The sequence below is a fragment of the Enterococcus plantarum genome (assembly GCF_001730295.1).
GTDB lineage: Bacteria > Bacillota > Bacilli > Lactobacillales > Enterococcaceae > Enterococcus_L > Enterococcus_L plantarum.
The window spans coordinates 74594-95478 of sequence record NZ_MIKA01000006.1; the positions used below are offsets into that span (position 1 = coordinate 74594).

A 20885-nucleotide genomic window follows, 5' to 3' on the forward strand; every position below is an offset into this window, starting at 1 on the left:
ATAAAATGAGTTACGATTTAATCATAAAGAACGGGAAAACTATTAAAGGAAATCCAGTAGAAATAGCAATCAATGCTGGAAAAATTGCAAAAGTTTCAGAGAAAATTGATGCGGACAGTAAAGAACTGATCGAGTTAGAGCAAGGGACTTACGTATCAGCTGGCTGGATCGATGATCATGTACATTGTTTTGAGAAGATGACGTTATATTACGATTTTCCTGATGAAATTGGTGTCAAAAAAGGTGTAACGACATTAATTGATGCGGGTACGACAGGTGCAGAAAATATCCATGAATTCTACGACTTAGCAAAACAAGCAAAAACAAATGTCTATGCGTTAATCAATATTTCAAAATGGGGGATTGTTGAACAAGATGAACTGGCTGATTTAAGCAAAGTCAAAGAAGAATTAGTGCATAATGCATTAGCTGAATTACCTGGTTTTGTGGTAGGGATCAAAGCTCGTATGAGCAAAACGGTGATTGGAGAAAATGGTATTACTCCTTTAGAAATGGCTAAGAATATTCAAAAAGAAAATAATCATTTGCCGTTAATGGTTCACATTGGATCTGCGCCTCCGGAACTAGAAGAAATTTTAGCTCATATGTCAAAAGGAGATGTTTTGACCCACTGTTTCAATGGAAAATCGAACGGAATAGTCAATAAAGAAACCAATCAAATCAAAGATTTTGCTTGGGCTGCTTATGATAAAGGGATTGTATTTGATATCGGTCATGGGACAGATAGTTTTAATTTCCATGTCGCAGAAACAGCTTTAAGAGAAGGAATGAAGGCAACATCTATCAGTACAGACATTTATATTCGAAATCGAGAAAATGGACCAGTGTATGATTTAGCGACGACAATGGAGAAATTGCGCATAGTAGGGTATGAATGGTCTGAAATTATTGAGAAAGTTACTGTAACGCCTGCTGAAAATTTCCAGTTGGCTACAAAAGGACATCTGAAAGAAGGGTATGATGGTGATATCACGATTTTTAAGATTGAAGCAGGGCAGAAAATAGTGACTGATTCAAATGGATTTACTAGAGAAACAAAAGAATGGATCAAACCTGTAAAAACCATTATTGGAGGAACAGTTTATGACAATTAGCTACGAAAAATTCAAGTTAAAAGAAGTCATCAATGCGTCAGGCAGAATGACAATCTTAGGCGTGTCAAAAGTGTCAGAGAATGTCTTAGCTGCTCAAAAGTTCGGTGGCGAACATTTCTTTGAAATGAGTGAATTAAGTATTCAAACAGGTGCCTATTTAGCGAAATTATTAAAGGTCGAAGATGCTCAAGTCGTGTCTTGCGCTTCTGCTGGTATTGCGCAAAGTGTGGCAGCTTTGATCGGGGAAGGTTCTGTCTATCATGCTTATCATCCGTACACAGAGAAGGTAACGAAACGTGAAATCATCCTGCCTAAAGGGCACAATGTAGACTACGGCACGCCCGTTGAAGTAATGGTCCAACAAGGTGGCGGTCAAGTAGTGGAAGCAGGGTATGCAAATATGTGCTCATCAGAACACATCGAAATGATGATCACGGACCAAACTGCCGCGATTCTATACATCAAGAGCCATCATACGGTTCAAAAAAGTATGCTAAGTGTGGTAGAAGCCGCAACGGTAGCCCAAAAGCACAAGCTGCCACTAATCATAGATGCGGCAGCAGAAGAAGATCTCTTCAAATACATCGGGGCTGGCGCAGACCTAGTGATTTACAGTGGAGCGAAAGCCATCGAAGGCCCAAGCGCAGGACTTGTGATTGGGAAAAAAGAGTACATCGAATGGATTCGTCTGCAAGGAAAAGGCATTGGCCGTGCAATGAAAATCGGTAAAGAGAATATTTTAGGGTTCACCCAAGCCGTTGAAGAGTATGTAAAAAATGGTAGTGAAACAGGAGCATCGATGCGAGCACGGTTGGCGCCATTTATTGAAAAATTGAACACTATCCCAAACCTTGAAGCCAAAGTCGTTCAAGACGGCGCTGGAAGAGATATTTACCGTGCCAGTATCAAAGTCATTGGGCCAAAATCAGCTAAAGAGGTCATCCAAGAACTAAAAGCGAAAAGTCCAGCAATTTACACCCGTGAATACCAAGCAAATAACGGTATTATCGAATTCGATATCCGTTCAGTGAATGAAGTGGAAATGAATAAGATCACGAAAAGACTACAAGAAATGATGAATTAAAGGAGAGAATCAATTATGACATTAACACCCAACTATTTAGAAGACCGTATTTGCCTAAACGTCCTAGCTAACTCAGTAGAAAATGCGAAAGACTGTTACGAAGCAGCAGAGGGACACATTGTTTTAGGCGTATTATCTAAAAACTATCCAACAGACGAAGCGGCGATCGAAGACATGAAAAAATACGCCGCAGAAACCAACAACGCATTGTCTGTCGGCTTAGGAGCTGGTGATCCAAACCAAAGCCAAATGGTGTCAAGAATTTCAAAAGACTTACAACCTCAACACGTCAACCAGGTTTTTACAGGTGTTGGCACGTCTCGTGCTTTATTAGGGCAAAATGAAACGATCGTAAACGGCTTAGTGTCTCCAACGGGCAAAGTCGGCATCGTCAATATCGCTACAGGGCCATTAAGTTCACAAGCACCAGCGGGAGAAGTGACGCTCGAAACAGCCATTCGCTTATTACAAGACATGGGAGGCAGCTCGATCAAATTCTTCCCGATGAAAGGCTTAGCGCATATCGAAGAATACAAAGCAGTCGCTGAAGCTTGTGCGAAATATGACTTCTATCTAGAACCAACTGGTGGTATTGATTTAGAAAACTTTGAAGAAATCGTACAAATCGCAGTGGAAGCAGGAGTGAAGAAAATCATTCCTCATGTGTATAGCTCGATCATCGACTCAGCGACTGGTGATACTAAACCAGAAGATGTGAAAACCTTGCTTGGGATGATGAAAAACACTTTGGGCAAATAAAAACTGAGCTAGATAAAAAATAAAAGCAGAACAAGCTCGTTCAGGACTGACAAAACAATAGACAAGAGTTCTCTTTTTTTCGAAGTCCTAGCTTGAAAAGCTAGAAATAGGCAGGGGTCAGAAATGAGAATTGCAGCTTTTGGTGAAATAATGATGCGCCTAACTCCACCAGAATATTTGATGCTAGAGCAAACCAAAGAATTACGTTTAGACTTTACAGGGACAGGTGTCAATATTTTAAGCAATCTTGCGCATTTTGGGTGTCAAACAAGCTTACTGACAAACCTACCTGATAATCGTTTAGGTGAAGCCGCTAAAGCGCGTGTTCGTCAGTTAGGTATTCAAGATCATTGGATTGGCGTATATGGAGATCACATAGGCTCTTACTTTGCTGAAATGGGTTTTGGACCAAGACCGACTCAAGTAACCTATCAAAATCGCCGAAATAGTTCATTTGGTGTGAGTGGAGCTTCTAATTATGAGTTCGATGCATTTTTAGCTGAAGTTGATTTAGTCCATATTTGTGGTATAGCATTGAGTTTAACTGAAAAAACGCGTGAGGCGGCATTTATGTTAGCTGAAAAGGCACATGCTTTAGGAAAAAAAGTTTGTTTTGATTTTAATTTTCGCCCCAGTTTAAACGAAGCTCATGGTGTTTTATTTATGAAGGAACAATATGAAAAAATGTTACCGTATTGTGACGTGGTTTTTGGCAGTCAGCGGGATTTGACTGACTTGTTAGGAATGGAATTGGCTAAAACGTTAGACGCCTCTAAACAATTTGAAGTATTGGTTCAACAGTTTATGACGGACTACCAGATTGAATATTTTGCTGGAACGATTCGTCAAGGTGAAGGGGACAAACATTATTTAACAGGTTTTTTATTTGATTCAGAAAAACAAGTCAAAGCAGCACCAAGAGAAATCGTTCGTTTAGATCGAATCGGTGCTGGAGATGGTTACGCTGCTGGAGTTTTGCTTGGCGTCAGTGAAGGGTGGTCATTATTAGAAACAGTAGAGTTTGCTACTGCTAATGGTGTTTTAGCACATACGATCCAAGGCGATGTGCCACTTACAACGAGAAAACAAGTAAGGCATGTAATGGAACAACCGACAGTTGATCTGATCCGCTAGAGGAAAGAGTAGAATGAAATAGTGTAAATGCGTTTATACTACTTTCGTTCTACTCTTTTTTTCATTATAATGAAGATAAGCAATGATTTTAGCGAAACCATTTACGTGATGCAGATAAATTGGTATGCTAAGGAAGCGGAGCTATTATGCAATACGTTATTTTTTATATAAAAAAGTCTGTTTAGAGGAGGAGATCGACATGACCGATGAAAATATTTGGAAAGCGCTAGACGATGATGTTTTGAAAGATAGTATTCGAAAACGACCAGGTATGTACATTGGTGGGATTGGTCAAACTGGCTTGGAAAGCATGGTCTTGCAAGTACTAGATCATTTATTGTACTTAGCAGTTGATCTAAAGCAGGCAGAACTTTCGATAGAACTTTCTAATACCCAATTTATTTTTTCTTTTTTCAGTAAAAAAGGGTTATTTTTAGATAAAATTCCAGAAGAACAGTACACCCCCCCGTATCTTTTTCTATCTGTAGTCAATGCCTTATCAGAACAGCTTGGTTTTGGTGTAGAGAAATTAGGCAAACGTACGATTCAAATTTATCAAAATGGGCAGTTGAACAAAAAAGCCTTGATTCCATCAGAAGACGAGGGACAACGGATCGAACTAGCTTTTACACCCGATGAACTGCTATTTGGCAATAAACCATTGTCTTATTTTATTTTATTCAATCGATGTCAAGAACTGGCGATGCTAAACAGTGGGTTGGCCATTTCGTTGACTGACGGAAAAAAACAGAAAAACTTTTTCCATTATGAACAAGGACTTGTGGAATACATTTTTCAAAAGGATGATAGCATCACAAGAGGCGGTCAACCATTGATTATCAACACGATCAGTGAAGGGGTTTTGATTCAAGCCGTTATCTCCAAGAATGGCTCTACGAGCATTAAAGACAGTTTTGTCAACGGTCATTTACCATCTGATGGTGGCACACATCTTGAAGGGTTCATCCAAGGAACGGTAGATGCAATCAATCAATTTCTAGAAGAAACGAATCGTTTAAAGTATTTAACGATCGATAATTTTCCAGAACGCTATGACATGGTTCTTTCCGTCAGAGTCAAACGCCCTAGATACACTGGGGCCATCAAAAAGAAAATTAGAAATCCTGAGCTTTACAAAATTGTGAAAGAAGCTGTTTTTACTGAAGTATCAATCTTTTTAAAACGGCATCCGGCGTGGTACTTAAATTAAACGAATGGCTCATCATTGAAAGGTGCGGCGGTTATGAAAATTTTTATTGATGGTGATGGTTCACCAGTAAAAGAGACAACAATTGAAGTTGCACTAGCTTATTCGATCGACGTTGTCATTGTGACGAGTATCGATCATTATTCTTTAAAAGAGTATCCTCAAAATGTTTCTTTTGTCTATGTAGATAAAGGAGCTGATGCAGCAGATTATAAGATTGTTCAGTTGATTAAAACGGGTGATGTTTTAGTAACACAAGATTATGGGCTAGCTTCATTAGTTTTGCCGAAAGGTGCTCGAGTGATGCATCAATTAGGGTATGAATATACAGGAGAAAATATGGACGGATTACTGGAACAACGTTATTTTAGTGCGAAAGTACGAAAAAGTGGTAGCCGTACGAAAGGGCCGAAAGCATTCACACAGGCAGATCGTGAAAAATTCAAAGCCAATCTTGTTGAGCTGATCAACGGATACATAGAATAGCAGGAAAAAATACTCATCTTATTCGAAAGAACAAGAATAAAAAAATTCTTTGATTTCGTGATTTGTTTCTATTCGGACTAACGCTTTTATGCTAAAATATGAAAGAACTATTTTCAATTTATTTATTGGACGCAACAACCGTGTTAATTGAAGTTGAATATGTCCTTTTTACGTAAGAATATTTAGCATCAAGAGCTAGCCTTTGGGAAAAAAGAGAAAAACTGAATGCTACAAAAAAACTTCAGACATATATTCTTTTTCAAGGCAAAACGGGCTCTTTCAGCTTTAAAATTATCTAGCTTTACAGGCTAGCTCTTCGGAAAAAAGAGAAAATCTGATTGTGGCGAAAAGCACCACCTTCTTATTTTCCAATCAGAGCTACCAAGTCTGTTTAGCTTCAAAAATTAGGAGGAAAAGCATTTGAAGATTACATTGTTATATGGTGGTAGAAGTGAGGAACATGATGTTTCTATATTATCTGCCTATTCTGTTTTAAATGCGATCTACTATAATTATTATGAAGTTCAATTGGTTTTTATCAGTAAAGAGGGAGAATGGGTCAAAGGACCACTTCTATCAGAGAAGCCAGAAAGTCCAGATGTCCTGAAGCTAAATTGGTCTGAAAAAGGCGAAACAGATAAGTGGGGAGAATACAATGGACGTGTGATTTTACCGTGTGAAATCCAAGAAGAAGAGACGATTGTTTTCCCAGTGTTACATGGACCAAACGGTGAAGATGGGACGATTCAAGGCTTTCTAGAAACGATTGGTATGCCATATGTAGGAGCTGGCGTTTTAGCAAGTGCGAATGCAATGGACAAAATCATGACAAAATATCTACTGCAAACGGCAGGAATTCCTCAAGTGCCATTTGTTCCTGTCCTAAGAAGTGATTGGAAAGAAAATCCTAAAAAAGTCTTTGAACAGTGTGAAGGTTCATTGATTTATCCCGTTTTTGTTAAACCAGCTAACATGGGCTCAAGTGTAGGGATCAGCAAAGCTGAAAACCGTGAAGAACTACAAAATGCGTTGGAAGAAGCGTATCGTTATGATTCCAGAGCAATCGTCGAGCAAGGAATCGAGGCTCGTGAGATCGAGGTAGCGATTTTAGGTAATGAAGATGTTCGAACGACCTTGCCTGGTGAAATCGTCAAAGATGTTGATTTTTATGATTACAATTCTAAATACATCGACAATCAAATCACGATGCAAATTCCAGCTGAAGTGCCGGATGAAGTGCATCAAAAAGCACAAGAATTTGCTAAAAAAGCGTATACTATTTTAGATGGTAGTGGGTTAAGTCGATGCGATTTCTTTTTGACTAGTAAAAATGAATTATTTTTAAACGAATTAAATACGATGCCTGGTTTTACTGAGTTTAGTATGTATCCCTTGTTATGGGAAAATATGGGCTTAAAATACAGTGATTTGATCGAAGAATTAATTCAATTAGCTTTAAATCGTTTCAAACAAAGACAAAGTTTTTACGAAAGATAACACACCAAAAAAGGGAGGAGACAAAACATTGGAAGTTTTGTTTCAGCCCTTTTATGTATGAGTTCAATCTAAGTAGAAGCCTTGAATGGTGAAGAAACTATAGTTTACGTTTAAAAAGGAGAGAAACCGATGAAATTAACTTTTTGGGAAGCTGCTGAAGCGACAAAAGCTACGAATGATTGGCAACAATGGTCAGATTTTGAATTGACTGGAATTGAATTTGACAGCAGATTAATAACCCAAGGCAATCTTTTTGTTCCACTAAAAGGTGAAAATGATGGTCATTCCTTCGTTACCAGTGCAATAGATAACGGAGCAAAAGCTGCTTTTTGGAGTTCTTTAGAAACGGCGCCAGAACAATTTCCGATTTTAAAAGTCACAGATACCTTGAAAGCCATGCAAGACCTAGCTGCTTACTATCTAAAGAAAATGAAGCCTACGGTGATTGCGATTACGGGGAGCAATGGTAAAACCACGACCAAAGATATGACAGAAGCTGTTCTGGCTCAACAGTTCAAGACATATAAAACGCAAGGCAATTATAATAATGATATCGGGTTACCGTACACTATTTTACATATGCCAGATGAAACAGAAAAACTGATTCTAGAGATGGGCATGGATCATGCAAATGAAATCGATTTTCTATCAAGGTTAGCCCAGCCAGATGTGGCTGCAATTACAATGATTGGCGAGGCGCATATTGAAAATCTCGGTTCAAGAGCAGGGATCGCAAAAGCGAAAATGGAAATCACTGCAGGACTTGCAGGTAAAGGCTTGTTAATTATTCCAGCAGAGGAACCCTTACTAGTACCGTTAACAGTAGGATTCACTCAAACAATCCAAACATTTGGTTTGGAACAAGCGGATTGCAAAGCAGCAATTGTTGAAGCACAAAAAGACTATACATCGTTTAAGATCAACGGCTCAAACACTGTATTTACTATTCCTGTTCCAGGCAAATATAACGTTGGAAATGCATTGATTGCTATTTGTATCGGGCAATGGTTTGATATGGCGGAAGAAAAAATCCAAGCAGGTTTGGCTGATTTTCAATTAACCAAAAATCGGACCGAATGGTTGAAAAGTAAGACAGGGATCGAGATTTTAAGCGATGTCTATAACGCCAACCCAACAGCAATGAACTTAGTATTAGACAGTTTTAGCCAGATGCCTACACAAGGAAAACGAGTGGCAGTATTAGGTGATATGCTTGAATTAGGGCCAGATTCTGCAGCAATGCATATGTCTGTGAACGAGCATTTGGATCCAAACGAAATTACAGAAGTTGTCCTGTATGGCGCTGAAATGCGTGCCTTATATGATACACTTGCAAAAAAATATCAAAAAAAACAGCTTCATTACTTCAAAAAAGAAGAAAAAGAAGCATTGACAACTACGTTAAAATCAATTCTTGAACCCAAAGATATGGTCGTATTGAAAGCAAGCAATGGCATGGGATTAAAGGAAGTCGTGTCAAAACTTATTAAAATTTAGCAAGCTTTCATAAAACTTGCTGAAAATGTAAAACTATGCTAGAATAACCTATTGCCGAAAGATCGAAGTAGATAAAACGAAAGTACCTATTGAAGATACTTTTCTATCATATAAAGATTAAAAAAGCTGAACGAACTCGTTTGGCTTTTCTAGTGCCTGTAGCTTCATAAGGTGGATTTTTCGGTAACACTAATGAGAAAATAAACGAAACCTATGTAGAAGGTTTATTGACTCCATGAACATTTTCAAAATTAGTGAAAGTCAAATCACCTGTAACATCAATTTTAGAAGAATCTATTTCTTCTGCAACAAACACTATTTAGGAGGATATCATTTGAAATTTAAAGAACTAGGTTTAGAAACAGATTTATTAGCAGCAATCGAGCGCTCAGGATTTGAAGAAGCAACACCGATTCAGGAGGAAACGATCCCTCTAGCATTGCAAGGAAAAGACGTCATTGGACAAGCACAAACAGGAACTGGTAAAACAGCTGCTTTTGGGTTACCAATGTTACAAAAAATCGATACAAGCAAACGTATGTTGCAAGGAATCGTGATTGCACCAACTCGTGAGTTAGCAATCCAAACACAAGAAGAGTTATATCGTTTAGGCCGCGATAAAAAGATCCGTGTACAAGCCGTTTACGGTGGAGCAGATATCGGCCGTCAAATCCGTGGACTAAAAGAAAATCCACATGTTGTTGTCGGAACACCTGGACGTTTATTGGATCATATCAATCGTCGTACTCTAAAACTAGATACAATTGAAACGTTAGTTTTAGATGAAGCAGATGAAATGTTGAATATGGGATTCTTAGAAGATATCGAAAAAATCATCTCAAAAATTCCATCAACTCGTCAAACATTGCTATTTTCAGCAACAATGCCGCCAGCTATTAAAAATATCGGCGTGAAATTCATGAAAGAACCAGAACACGTGAAGATCAAAGCAAAAGAAATGACTGCTGATTTGATCGATCAATATTACGTACGTTCAAAAGATTTCGAAAAATTCGATGTAATGACGCGCTTATTAGACGTTCAAACACCAGAATTGACAATCGTATTTGGTCGTACAAAACGTCGTGTAGATGAATTAGCTCGTGGTTTAGAAGCGCGCGGATACAAAGCTGAAGGAATCCATGGTGATTTATCACAACAAAAACGTATGAGCGTTTTACGTTCATTTAAAAATGGAAACTTAGATATTTTAGTTGCGACAGACGTAGCAGCTCGTGGACTAGATATTTCAGGTGTTACGCATGTTTACAACTACGATATTCCACAAGATCCAGAGAGTTATGTTCACCGTATCGGCCGTACAGGTCGTGCTGGTAAAGGCGGAATGTCAGTAACTTTTGTGACACCAAACGAAATGGGTTACTTACATGTTATCGAAGAATTAACGAAAAAACGCATGACACCGTTACGTCCACCAAATGAACAAGAAGCCTTTAAAGGACAATTAGGTGCAGCAATCGAAACGGTTGAAGAAAAAATGGCAGAAAATGGTCTAGAAAATTATTTGCCTGCAGCTAAAGACCTTTTAGAAAAATATTCTGCTGAAGATTTAGCAGCATTATTACTAAAAACTATTTCTAAAGATCCATCAGATGCTGTGCCGGTAAAAATTACACCAGAGCGTCCATTACCATCAACTAAAAAAGGCTTCAACAAAAATAATCGTAGCGGTGGCGGTGGCAACAGCCGTAATCGTAATAAAAATGGCGGTGGCGGTTACCGTGGAAACAAAAATAACAAAGGTACTGGCGGCAGCGGAAACGGCGGCGGCTATAATAAGAGCAAAGACAATCGTTCAGCAAAACGTCACAACGATAAAAAACGTAGCTTCGTTATTAGAGATAACTCAAATTAATAAATTCAAAAAAAGTATAAATAAAAATAATCAACGTTCAATTTAACTGTTTATTGGATTTTAAGAGGGTAGAACAAAGCTTAAATGCTCTGTTCTACCCTCTTTTATTGAATTTTAGCTTTAAGAGCTAACACTGTATGTTATTTCAATGTTAATAGTCCCTAAAAAGTTGTGGTTCTGAGGATTAAAGAGGTTTGAAAAAAGAAAAAAATAGGAGTGGTAAAAAGAATCATAGTCAACTTTTCCTGTTTTTTTGGTAGTGGGGAGCGAGCTCTTTCAGCTTTTTATTAATTTTTACATTATTATGTGGAAAAATTGCTAAAATTTGATAGAATAAGAGTAATTTATAAAATAAAAAAAGAGGGCTCGGAAGAATGATTAAAGGAATTGGTATAGATATGGTAGAACTCTCAAGAATTGAAAAAATTATCGAAAACAAAACGTCCTTTGTAAGAAGAGTTTTGACTAATGATGAGCTCGCTCTTTTTCAAACATTACCTCATAAACGTCAAGTAGAGTTTTTAGCAGGTAGATTTGCTTGCAAAGAAGCTTTTTCTAAGGCGTGGGGGACAGGGATTGGAAGTGTTGGGTTAAAGGATGTTGAAGTGTTAAAAGAAGAGAATGGTGCGCCAAAAGTTACTAAATCTCCTCATGAAGGCAATGTATTTGTTTCAATTTCTCATACAGACACTTTTGCGGTTGCCCAAATCATTTTGGAAGTTGTATAAAGTGAAGCTGGATTTATCTATTAAATTTGAATAAAGGTTATGACAATACGTTTGATCAGGTTTTGTTTCGACCTTAAAAGAAAGAAGGACCCATATGGCTGTAGGATGGCATCGTCCCACAAAGTTAGTGATCGATACACAAGCAATTAAAGAAAATGTTGGCAACGAAGTAAAACGAATGCCGCAAGGAACAGAATTATTTGCAGTAGTTAAAGCAAATGGCTATGGTCATGGAGCTGTTCAAACGGCCAGAGCGGCTATTGAGGGAGGCGCTACGGGATTTTGTGTAGCAATCTTAGATGAAGCGATAGAACTGCGTGAAGCAGGCATTACAGAACCAATACTGATTTTAAGTGTCGTTGACGTTTCTTACATAGACTTGCTGTTGAAATATGATTTATCTGTCACGGTAGCAACTCAAGAATGGTTGGAACAAGCGATTGAGCAATTGAAGTATATAGAAACACCAACACCATTGAAAATACATATAAAAGTGGATACAGGCATGGGGCGCATTGGATTTACTACGCCAGAAGCGGTAAAGCAAACAGTTGATTTAGTTCAATCAACAAATGTGCTTATTTGGGAAGGATTATTTACGCATTTTTCTACAGCAGATGAAAAAGATATACGCTATTTTGAAAAACAAACACATCGTTTTCAAACAATTTTGGCAGTACTTGTTGACTTACCAAAATATGTTCATGTTAGCAATAGTGCGACAGCTTTGTGGCATCCTGAAAATGTGGGAAATATGATTCGTTTTGGTATAGCAATGTATGGATTGAATCCGTCGGGACATGCGTTACCAGAAACTTACCCATTAAAACCCGCACTGAGTTTGGTCTCAAAACTGATTCAGGTCAAAGAACTTTCAGCTGGAGAAGGAATTGGTTACGGTAATACCTATACCACAACCGAAAAGGAATGGATCGGCACAGTACCAATTGGTTATGCAGATGGTTGGCTACGTCATCTACAGGGCTTTTCAGTGTTAGTGAATGGTGAGCGATGTGAAATCGTTGGTAGGATTTGTATGGATCAATGCATGATTCGTTTGCCAAAGCAAACAGCAATAGGGACGCAAGTTACATTGATTGGGCACGATCATGGAGAAGAGATTACGATGCAAATGGTCGCAGATAAACTAGAAACGATCCATTATGAAGTAGCATGCACATTTTCTGAACGTATGCCAAGGGAGTATAAATAGAATAGGAGGTTTAAAATGGTCAAAAGGGGTGACATATATTTTGCAGACTTATCCCCTGTTGTAGGATCGGAACAAGGGGGAGTACGTCCAGTACTAGTCATACAAAATAATTTAGGCAATCATTTTAGCCCAACGATCATTGTCGCTGCAATCACAGCGAAGATGGCTAAGCCAAAATTACCAACACATATAGGGATTAATTCTGAAGAAACTGGAATCGAACGTGATTCGGTCATTTTACTAGAGCAGATCCGTACTATTGATAAAATACGTTTGAAAGAAAAAGTTTGCCATTTAGGTATAGAAATCATGGACTCTGTTGACCGCGCGTTAGGTGTTAGTGTAGGGATCGTAGAAGCAGAGCTAGAAGAAGAAAATCTTGGTACATATCGCTAAATGTATTAGGTATTTTAATGGAGAACATAGGACATATCCTGTTTTGTTAATGTCGGGATAGTCATGTAGGACATTGTAATTCTAAAAAGAATCACCTTGTTTTTTACTTATACATTGTTATTTTTTGTTATTTGTTACTAAATACTAAAAATACTAATATCAGCAGCTGGAAACGAAAAATCAATCAATTAGAATCAATTTCCTTTATCTTAAATACTAAAAAAATAATAATTTGACATAATTGTTTCGTCTTGTATTAACGTTTTTTTGCATTATTATAAAAAAACGTTGGCAATGAGGGTGCGTAATGTTACAATAAACTATATATAATTGGGTGGAAAGTGGATAACTTTCAAAAAATAGATATAGTTAGTGTTTTTTTATTAAGGGTAAAGGAGTTTATATTTGATGACGATTTTCATGTTTGTATTAGTAGTAATACTGTTTCTTATTTTCAGTTATCAGCTGTATGTACGATTTCAACTGGAGACCTTAGATTCTGATAGTCCAAAAATGAAGCGCAAGATCAATTTTTATAAGTATCAAGAGAATAATCGCTCATTACTATTTTTGATGATTGGCGCTCTTGTTTTTTGCTTAGTACTCTTTGGGATACTTTATAATCAAGATGCTTTAAGAAAAGATAATAAAAATTTAGAGTTGAAGATTGACGAGATCAAAGACGCCAGAGGAGGAGCTTCTGGCGCTGAAATTGAGAGTTATAAAGAAAATGCGTTGAAATTGACCGAATTTCCTTGGAGAAAAGTGGTAGAAAGCAGAGATGCTCAAGCACTTGATAATTATGAACTTCAACTTCTAAGAGATTGGCAGCCCTTTTTTGGAGAAGCGAATGTGGCGATCATGATTAGTCAAAAAACGGAAACATTGACCGTGTCAGTTTTTCCAACAGCATTGACATTTAGTGATTTCCAAACAGCTGAAAAAAATATTGAAACCTTTATCAAAGAGTTACAGCCAGTAAAAGAGATAACAATGATTGATTTTAACTTTACATATCGAGATCAAACGAACAAGCTATCTAAAAAATCAATCGTTTATACAAGAGGAACTACAGACAGTAACTTAGAAAAAATAGTATTAGACAAGTAGAGTAGAGAAATAAAAGACGAGGTGTAAACACATGGCAAAGAGACGGTTAATTAAAAAAATTAACGAGGTTTCCGATGACGAATTAACACAAGAAGTAGATTTTAATTCGGTAGAAGAAAAACAACTAAATTCAGTAACGACGAACACTAATAGCAACTTACTAGCGGAACAAGAACAAGAGATTACACGCTTAAGAGAATTGATCAAAGAATACAGATTGCAAGAATCTGAATTCGAACAAAATAAAGAAGAAAATTTCCGACTATCTCAACAGAATAAGCAATTAGTTTTAAAGGTTGAAAATAGCCAAGAAGAACTTGAATCATTAAAAGAGAAAAATGACGATTTAGCGACACAGCTCAATCAAAAAGAAACAGAGATTTTTGAGCTGGAAGATGCAAATGAGACTGCGGATTCTACAGAAGAAATTACTCGTTTAAACGCACAAATCGAAGAATTAGAAAAAGAAAATAGTCGTAAGCAAGAACAAATTGCATACTTAGAAACAGCGCTTGTTGAGAAAGATAAAGCGTTGGAAACTCAAATTCTCGAAAAAGAAAAAGAAATACAACAATTACAAGCTGATTTAAGTGCCCGAGGAACAATCGGAGAAAAACAAGAAGCATTGGAGACGGTGAAGATGGAATTAGAATCATTGAATGAAAAACTTCAAACTACGGATAAAGAAAATCAAGAATTGACACAAAAACTTGCTGATCTTCAAGAACAAATGCGCCGTTTACAACAAGAAAACCAAGAGTTAAAAGACAAGGAAATCACTTTAGCAACAGATAGTGATGTTTCTGTTGACAACAGTCGCGTGGATGAATTGAAAAAAGAATTGGAAACAGTTCTAAAAGAAAAAAGCGAGTTGGAAACAAGTCTAGGGCGTATCCAAGGGTTGAATGATAAATATTCTATCCAAAAAAATGTCTTTGAATCCGAATTAGCTGGTTTAAGAACGATTTACAAAGAAAAAGAAGAAGAATTAGAAACCTTAAATGCTGAACTTGAAACAATGCGTAGCATGTCTGCAACTGGAGAAGCGACAGGGAACCAATTAGCTGAACTATTGCAAGCAAAACAACAAATCAATGATTTATTGTTGAAAAATCAATCCTTACAAGAAGAGGCGTTGAAATCACAACAAGAGATCGGTGAAGTAATGGTTTCAGCCAAGAAAGAAGCAAATCGCATTATCAGTGAAGCGCAAGTTGAAGCGAAACACATGGTCAACTCAGCAGAACTTGAAATGTTGAATATTGGCAACCGTGCGAAAAATATTTCAAATGAAGTAGAAGAATCTAAAAATGAAGTAATGACGATTTACCGTGAATTAGAGGAACGTTTAAGCAAACTATCACGTTTGGATAAATCTGGAAACTAAACAATCACAAAACGAATGAAGGGAAGAACAATATGAAAAAACAAATCAATAAAAAAAATTCTATTCTGTTGATTTTTTCTGCAATATTGTTTAGTACTATTATTTACTTTATGTCTAGTTCAATGGTTTTAGGAGCCTCAGCAGGTGGCGGTATGGAATCTGTACCAGTAACAGCAGACGGTGGAACAGCAATTGCGCCGCCTCTAACACCTGTAGTTCCACAAGCGGAACCAAAGAAAGAAACGACATCTGAAAATACCGTTGCTGAAGACAAGGAAAAAGAGGCACCTAAAGAAGTCTATATTGTAAAAAACGGTCAGACTTTATGGGAAATTGCTCAAGATTCAGGCTTATCGATCCAAACATTAATGAATAAAAATCAGCTTAGTAGTAGCATCATTGTTGAGGGACAGGAATTAGTATTCGATCAATAGTAAGCTTTAGGTGGGTGGAGCAAAACTTTTTAGAGTTTTGCCTCGCTCACTTTTTTCAATTTAAGAGTAAATCCTATTGTTGGGTTTTTATATGGAAAAATACATAGCAGTCTGTTATTCTTAACTAAGAGTATTAATTGGTATGATTGAGGTGCATCATGGATGAAATAAAAGAACGTTTTGAACGACTGATACGACAATTAAAAAGACAATTTAATAAAAACAAAAAAACAAAAAATAAAAGTAAAAACAAGAATAGAAAACATCCCCAGCCAGGACTAAAAAAGAAACGTCCTCGCCCTACAGAACAAGTGGAACCTAAAAGTGAAAAAACAAGAGTAAGACCAAGGCTAAAAGAAGAAATAGTCGGAATTTCAAAACCAATCAATAAAAAGAGGAAAAAGAGAAAGTTAACGAAAGAAGAAGTTGAAAGACTAAGAAAGAAAAAAAGACAAGATAGTATCATTGAAATCATCAAGTTCATGTTACCCGTTGTAGTATTTGCAATCTTTGTTTTCTTCTTTATTTTAAATACTTCACCTCATATGGTTGATGGGGATTCAATGAAACCAACATTGCTAAATGGTGATCGGGTCATTGTACGTCGAACAAAAGAGCCTAGAAGATACGAAATCATCACATTTAAACCACCCGTAAAAAGCGAGTTTCAGTATGTGAAACGTGTCATCGGTATGCCAGGAGACTTAGTTTGGACTGAAGGTAGTGATTTATTTATTAATCATCAAGCGGAATCGTTACCAAAAGTTTCGGAATTATCTGCCGCAAGTGAACTGCCTGATGGAACAATCAAAGTCAATCTCTCTGAAGACAGTTTGGACCAGATGTCAAAATTGAAAAAAATTCCTAAAGGACATTATTTTGTATTAGGAGACAATCGAAATAATTCCAGTGATAGCAGAACATTTGGTTTAGTTGATGGTCTTGCAATCGAAGGAGTTGTTTCCTTTAGATTTGCACCGTTTAATAATGTCGGTTGGATAAAATAAAAAAAACGATAATATTTTATCGTTTTTTTATTTTCATTATTATAAAGAAAAAATATGATTTTGGTTGATGATTATCGTTATTAAAATAAATAAAAAGAAACAGAAATAAAATTTTTTTATTGCAATTTAATTACTATTCTCATTAAATTTAGTAGGCATAAAGAAAACAGAGAACATCAAGGGTCTGTTCTCTGCTATAATTTCAATTAGTGATAGAAATAATTATCTCGTATCAATCAGCTGAATAATCAATTTTTCAATTTCAGTCATATCATAACTATTACCAATATCAGAAAAAATATAGATAAGTTCTTGTTTTTCAGAAATCATGTCACTATAAATATTTGAAAGTAGGATGTCATAATGGCTATCCTCTTTAAAAGCTTCCGCCTTGATTGGGTATTTATGCCCTAAAACATTTGTTAAATGTTGGATAACTAATTCACCAATAAAAGGATTTAATGAATGATAAACACCAATCGAAATTTTCTCTTCATTTAATTCAGCAATGTGATTCAATATGATCGTATAATGAATTTCAGTGAATTTATTTTTGTAACTGTCTTTTTCACCATCTTGATCAAACTTTTTAGTCGCAATATCCATCAATTCAAAAACTTCATTACCGGAAAATGGATGACGATGCGCATTGACGATAGACTTTATGGTCCAACTATCAAAAGGCAAAATAAACCCATCGAAATAATATAGTTGAGAATGAAGCTGGAACAATAGATTTTCAATATACAATAATCGAGCGGATGACGCATAACTCGATAAATATCCTTGTTGCTTTAGATATTTTAAGATCACTTTGTTCATATAGTTTAAATAAGAACTTTGTCTACGTTGTTGTTCTGCTAATCTGAAAGCAAAAGAAGAATTAGGAGAAAAATTGTGCATAGAACAAAAGAAGTCATAAAACATGTATGCTTCATAAATAGTATATGGACGGTCGATTTTTTTCATATATGTATGTAAAGACAAATTGATCTCTTCAAATAACGGTCGGTCAGGATAATCGTAGTTTGGACTAATGACCGGATTAAATTCAGTCGTCTGTCGTCTAAAAGATATTTTCATCCATAATTTGATTTGTAGCACCTCGGTTGGATCAAAGACTAGATTAAGAGACTCTTTTAAAATATCTACAAAACCAAGATATTGATTAGCCGTTTCTTTTTCTAAACTTGATTTGTCTTCAAAAAGAAACCAGAAGAAACTAAAGAAAAAATAGCGAATCTGTTTTTCTTCACCGATTAATTTTCCGCGTTTGATTTGAAGTCGAAATTCCTTTAGCAGTTCATTTAATTCAGTAATTTTGCGATAATAAGTCGCTGAGCTGATTGCGTAGTTCAGCTGAAAATAATCACAGGTCAATTCCCCTTTATTGAACAGTTGATTGATCATTTGAAATTTAATTGATTTTTCTAGAAAAAGTACAACAACCTTCTTCAATGGGAATGTCGGTTGTTTTTTTAAAAAGATATTTTCACCTTGTAATGTTATTTCAACTTGCTCGCTTACTTGATTCTCTTCCAGAAAACTTTGGAGGAATGACAGATACTCATTCAATGTTGGTAAGCTAATTTGAAATTCGTTGACTAGCTCGTTTTTTGTTGCCTTGCCTTGATTGTTGTATAAAAATAATAATATATCATTCATATAATCGAAGGGCTTTTCTAAAAAATCTCGTTTTAGCATAATAGACACCTCACTTTAAGCATACTTGATTCATAAGAAAATGGCAATACGCATTGTATAAAAAGAAAGTAACTCTTTATTATTATTTCAAAAAAACGAAATTATATATATAATGAAGTGTAATAATTTTTTTAATTTATAATTATGTAATTGCAATGATGGTTTATTCAATTGAAGGGAGAAGAACCATAGTGAAAGTAGTAATTATCGGAGCCTCACATGGAGGGCTTCAAGCTGCGGTAACGATAAAGAAGTTAAATCCTCAAACAGAGGTTGTTTTAATTGAAAAAAGAGGTGAGCTTAGCTTTGTTTCAAGTGGGATTGTTTTGAAATTAAATCAATTAGTCAATGATTTGGACAACGTGAGATACCTTACCTCTGAAGAATTAGAAGAACAAGGTGTAGATGTCTTACTAAACGCAACAGTGACTACAATCGATCCTGATAAAAAAACCATTGCCTACTTGGATACCTCTAAAAAATCACATGAAATCAACTACGAGAAGTTAATCCTTGCAACTGGATCAAATCAATTTTCCACGAACCTAACATTACCAAGTAAAGACAAGGTTACTGTTTTTAAAAGCTATTCAAGCTCTAAGGAAGTGTTGGAAAAATTAGAACATGCAAAATCTATTTCGATTGTTGGTGGTGGATATATCGGTGTAGAATTGTGCGATGCTTTGAGAGGGCAAGGCAAAGAAATTCACTTGATTGAAAGTGCTGATTCAGTTCTATTTCGTTATTTAGATAAGGATCTATCTTCATTGATTGAACAAAAAATTCGAGACTCTGGCGTTAAACTTCATTTAAATGAGAGTGTTATTGGCTTTTCAGACACAGACAAAGAGTTGTTTGTCACGAAAACAACAAATGAAGAAATCAGAAATGATTATGTGATCGTAGCTGTCAATGCTCGACCAGATACTACATTAGTAAAGGATTTTCTAGATTTGAATGCAAACGGAACGATTCGTGTTAATGAGCAGATGCAGACAAGTGATCCTGATATTTTTGCTTTGGGTGATGTTATTTCTTATCCTGTCCACAATAGTTATCGTAAATCTTTTATTCCTTTAGTCAATAATGTTGTTCGCAGCGCAACAGTAGCTGCAATGAACGTAATAGGGTATCCGATGAAATATAATAAAACACAAAAAACAACCGCTGCTAACATTTTCGACTGCTACGTTGCAAGCACTGGATTAACCGAAATAGAAGCCAAATTTGAAGGCATCGAAGTTGAAAGTATCTTTTTGACAGTACCATGCCAATTGCCTTACCTTGAATTGCAGGAGGACGTGCATATCAAAATGGTTTTTGAAAAAGGGTCGCACAAATTAATTGGCGCTCAATTGATGTCAGAAAAAGATATTACGCAATCAATCAACACGTTATCTTTGGCCATCAACCAAGGAATAACACTTGAAGAATTAGTTACGATGGATTTTTATTTTAACCCAAGCATCAATCAACCGATGGGGATCATTAGTCGGGCAGCCTATGAATTTTTGATTGAAAAGTATAAGATTGAATAAATTTGAAGTAAGGTACTTTAATTTCTACTATTATTGCTATAATACTTAGAGAATGTGAGGAAGAGAAAGATTCAACTCATATTCCATGAGTAGAGTAAGGTCTGTTGATTAGACTTTACTCTTTTTTTATAAAAATGAGCTGTTACTTTTTTTTGCTTTCCTAAAACGGATAAATTCTATAAAAAAGTCTGTAATGAATGACCGTAGGCATAATATTCGTTGATTTCTTTTTTCTTGTTGATTTATATGCAATTGGAAAAAATGGTTTAATAACCTTATTAAGAGGGCAAACGGTTGAGTAAATATTGAAAATTAGCAATATCTGCATAAGGAATTATTTTGCGTTTTGTGATTTTTTCGTTTCACAAAAAGTGAAAAATACAATTGTGTCTATATGTGTGCTTTGTTATACTTATCCGTATAAATTTAACAAGGAGTGAAAATATGGGGATAAAAAGCAGTCTATCTATAGCAGGGAATGTATCCGCTTCTTTTAGTCAATCAGCCAATGCTTTAAACAACATAAAAGGACCAACCAATATCGCGACGAGAACGAACGTGATGGGCAATGCGAAGGCGAAAGAAACAGCGACTAATTTTGGAAACGATATTAAAAAACTCTCAGCTAGTATTGTAGCTACTGGGAAAAATATACACTCTGTTGCAAAGGATTTTTCCGAAATCGACTTAAAAGCATCACATCAATTTCAAGC

General features: G+C 36.1%; 19 protein-coding genes. 18 read left to right on the plus strand and 1 reads right to left on the minus strand.

The window, feature by feature from the left end; translation table 11 throughout:
- The first annotated feature begins 5 nt into the window (after positions 1–5).
- The 16 genes from BCR22_RS03675 (at position 6) to lepB (ending at position 16930) form a co-directional block, all read left to right on the plus strand.
- Entirely contained in the window at positions 6–1115 is a 1110-nt protein-coding gene (locus BCR22_RS03675) for an amidohydrolase/deacetylase family metallohydrolase (protein WP_069653633.1), read from the plus strand.
- Complete coding sequence (locus tag BCR22_RS03680; protein ID WP_069653634.1) at positions 1105–2199, plus strand: DgaE family pyridoxal phosphate-dependent ammonia lyase; 1095 nt, start codon at positions 1105–1107, stop codon at positions 2197–2199. Before BCR22_RS03675 ends, BCR22_RS03680 begins: the two co-directional genes overlap by 11 nt.
- Positions 2200–2214: 15 nt before the next feature.
- Complete coding sequence (dagF, locus tag BCR22_RS03685; RefSeq protein ID WP_069653635.1) at positions 2215–2958, plus strand: 2-dehydro-3-deoxy-phosphogluconate aldolase; 744 nt, start codon at positions 2215–2217, stop codon at positions 2956–2958.
- Between the two features lie 123 nt (positions 2959–3081).
- Positions 3082–4092, plus strand: coding sequence for a sugar kinase (locus tag BCR22_RS03690; protein WP_069653636.1), 1011 nt, complete (start codon positions 3082–3084; stop codon positions 4090–4092).
- Between the two features lie 199 nt (positions 4093–4291).
- Positions 4292–5302, plus strand: coding sequence for a DNA topoisomerase IV subunit B family protein (locus BCR22_RS03695; protein ID WP_069653637.1), 1011 nt, complete (start codon positions 4292–4294; stop codon positions 5300–5302).
- Positions 5303–5335: 33 nt separating this feature from the next.
- Positions 5336–5785, plus strand: a complete 450-nt coding sequence (locus BCR22_RS03700; RefSeq protein WP_069653638.1) for a YaiI/YqxD family protein — start codon at positions 5336–5338, stop codon at positions 5783–5785.
- A gap of 420 nt (positions 5786–6205) precedes the next feature.
- Positions 6206–7282 carry a D-alanine--D-alanine ligase gene (locus BCR22_RS03705; protein WP_069653639.1) on the plus strand — a complete coding sequence of 359 codons (1077 nt, stop codon included), beginning with the start codon at positions 6206–6208 and terminating at the stop codon, positions 7280–7282.
- Positions 7283–7411: 129 nt separating this feature from the next.
- Positions 7412–8779, plus strand: coding sequence for a UDP-N-acetylmuramoyl-tripeptide--D-alanyl-D-alanine ligase (locus tag BCR22_RS03710; protein ID WP_069653640.1), 1368 nt, complete (start codon positions 7412–7414; stop codon positions 8777–8779).
- Between the two features lie 334 nt (positions 8780–9113).
- Positions 9114–10655, plus strand: coding sequence for a degradosome RNA helicase CshA (gene cshA, locus BCR22_RS03715; protein WP_069653641.1), 1542 nt, complete (start codon positions 9114–9116; stop codon positions 10653–10655).
- Between the two features lie 374 nt (positions 10656–11029).
- Positions 11030–11383: a holo-ACP synthase gene (gene acpS, locus BCR22_RS03720; RefSeq protein WP_069653642.1), complete on the plus strand. Its 354-nt coding sequence runs from the start codon at positions 11030–11032 to the stop codon at positions 11381–11383.
- Positions 11384–11477: 94 nt separating this feature from the next.
- The gene (alr, locus tag BCR22_RS03725) at positions 11478–12596 is read left to right on the plus strand and encodes an alanine racemase (RefSeq protein ID WP_069653643.1); all 1119 of its coding nucleotides are present in this window, start codon (positions 11478–11480) and stop codon (positions 12594–12596) included.
- 15 nt (positions 12597–12611) lie between these two features.
- The gene (locus BCR22_RS03730) at positions 12612–12992 is read left to right on the plus strand and encodes a type II toxin-antitoxin system PemK/MazF family toxin (protein ID WP_069653644.1); all 381 of its coding nucleotides are present in this window, start codon (positions 12612–12614) and stop codon (positions 12990–12992) included.
- 408 nt (positions 12993–13400) lie between these two features.
- Positions 13401–14102 (plus strand): hypothetical protein, encoded by a 702-nt coding sequence (locus tag BCR22_RS03735; protein ID WP_069653645.1) that lies wholly within the window; start codon positions 13401–13403, stop codon positions 14100–14102.
- 31 nt (positions 14103–14133) lie between these two features.
- Positions 14134–15489 (plus strand): hypothetical protein, encoded by a 1356-nt coding sequence (locus BCR22_RS03740; protein WP_069653646.1) that lies wholly within the window; start codon positions 14134–14136, stop codon positions 15487–15489.
- 32 nt (positions 15490–15521) lie between these two features.
- The gene (locus BCR22_RS03745; RefSeq protein WP_069653647.1) at positions 15522–15923 is read left to right on the plus strand and encodes a LysM peptidoglycan-binding domain-containing protein; all 402 of its coding nucleotides are present in this window, start codon (positions 15522–15524) and stop codon (positions 15921–15923) included.
- Between the two features lie 158 nt (positions 15924–16081).
- A complete protein-coding gene (gene lepB, locus BCR22_RS03750) occupies positions 16082–16930 on the plus strand; it encodes a signal peptidase I (RefSeq protein WP_083241733.1) in 849 nt (282 codons plus the stop codon).
- 222 nt (positions 16931–17152) lie between these two features.
- Here lepB and BCR22_RS03755 read toward each other — a convergent pair whose 3' ends face one another.
- Positions 17153–18634 carry an AcpB/EbpR/MafR family transcriptional regulator gene (locus BCR22_RS03755; protein ID WP_069653648.1) on the minus strand — a complete coding sequence of 494 codons (1482 nt, stop codon included), beginning with the start codon at positions 18632–18634 and terminating at the stop codon, positions 17153–17155.
- Between the two features lie 191 nt (positions 18635–18825).
- Between BCR22_RS03755 and BCR22_RS03760 the strand changes: the two genes are divergently transcribed.
- Positions 18826–20172, plus strand: coding sequence for an FAD-dependent oxidoreductase (locus BCR22_RS03760; RefSeq protein WP_069653649.1), 1347 nt, complete (start codon positions 18826–18828; stop codon positions 20170–20172).
- 444 nt (positions 20173–20616) lie between these two features.
- The coding region (locus BCR22_RS03765; protein WP_069653650.1) for a TIGR04197 family type VII secretion effector at positions 20617–20885 on the plus strand (269 nt) is incomplete at its 3' end.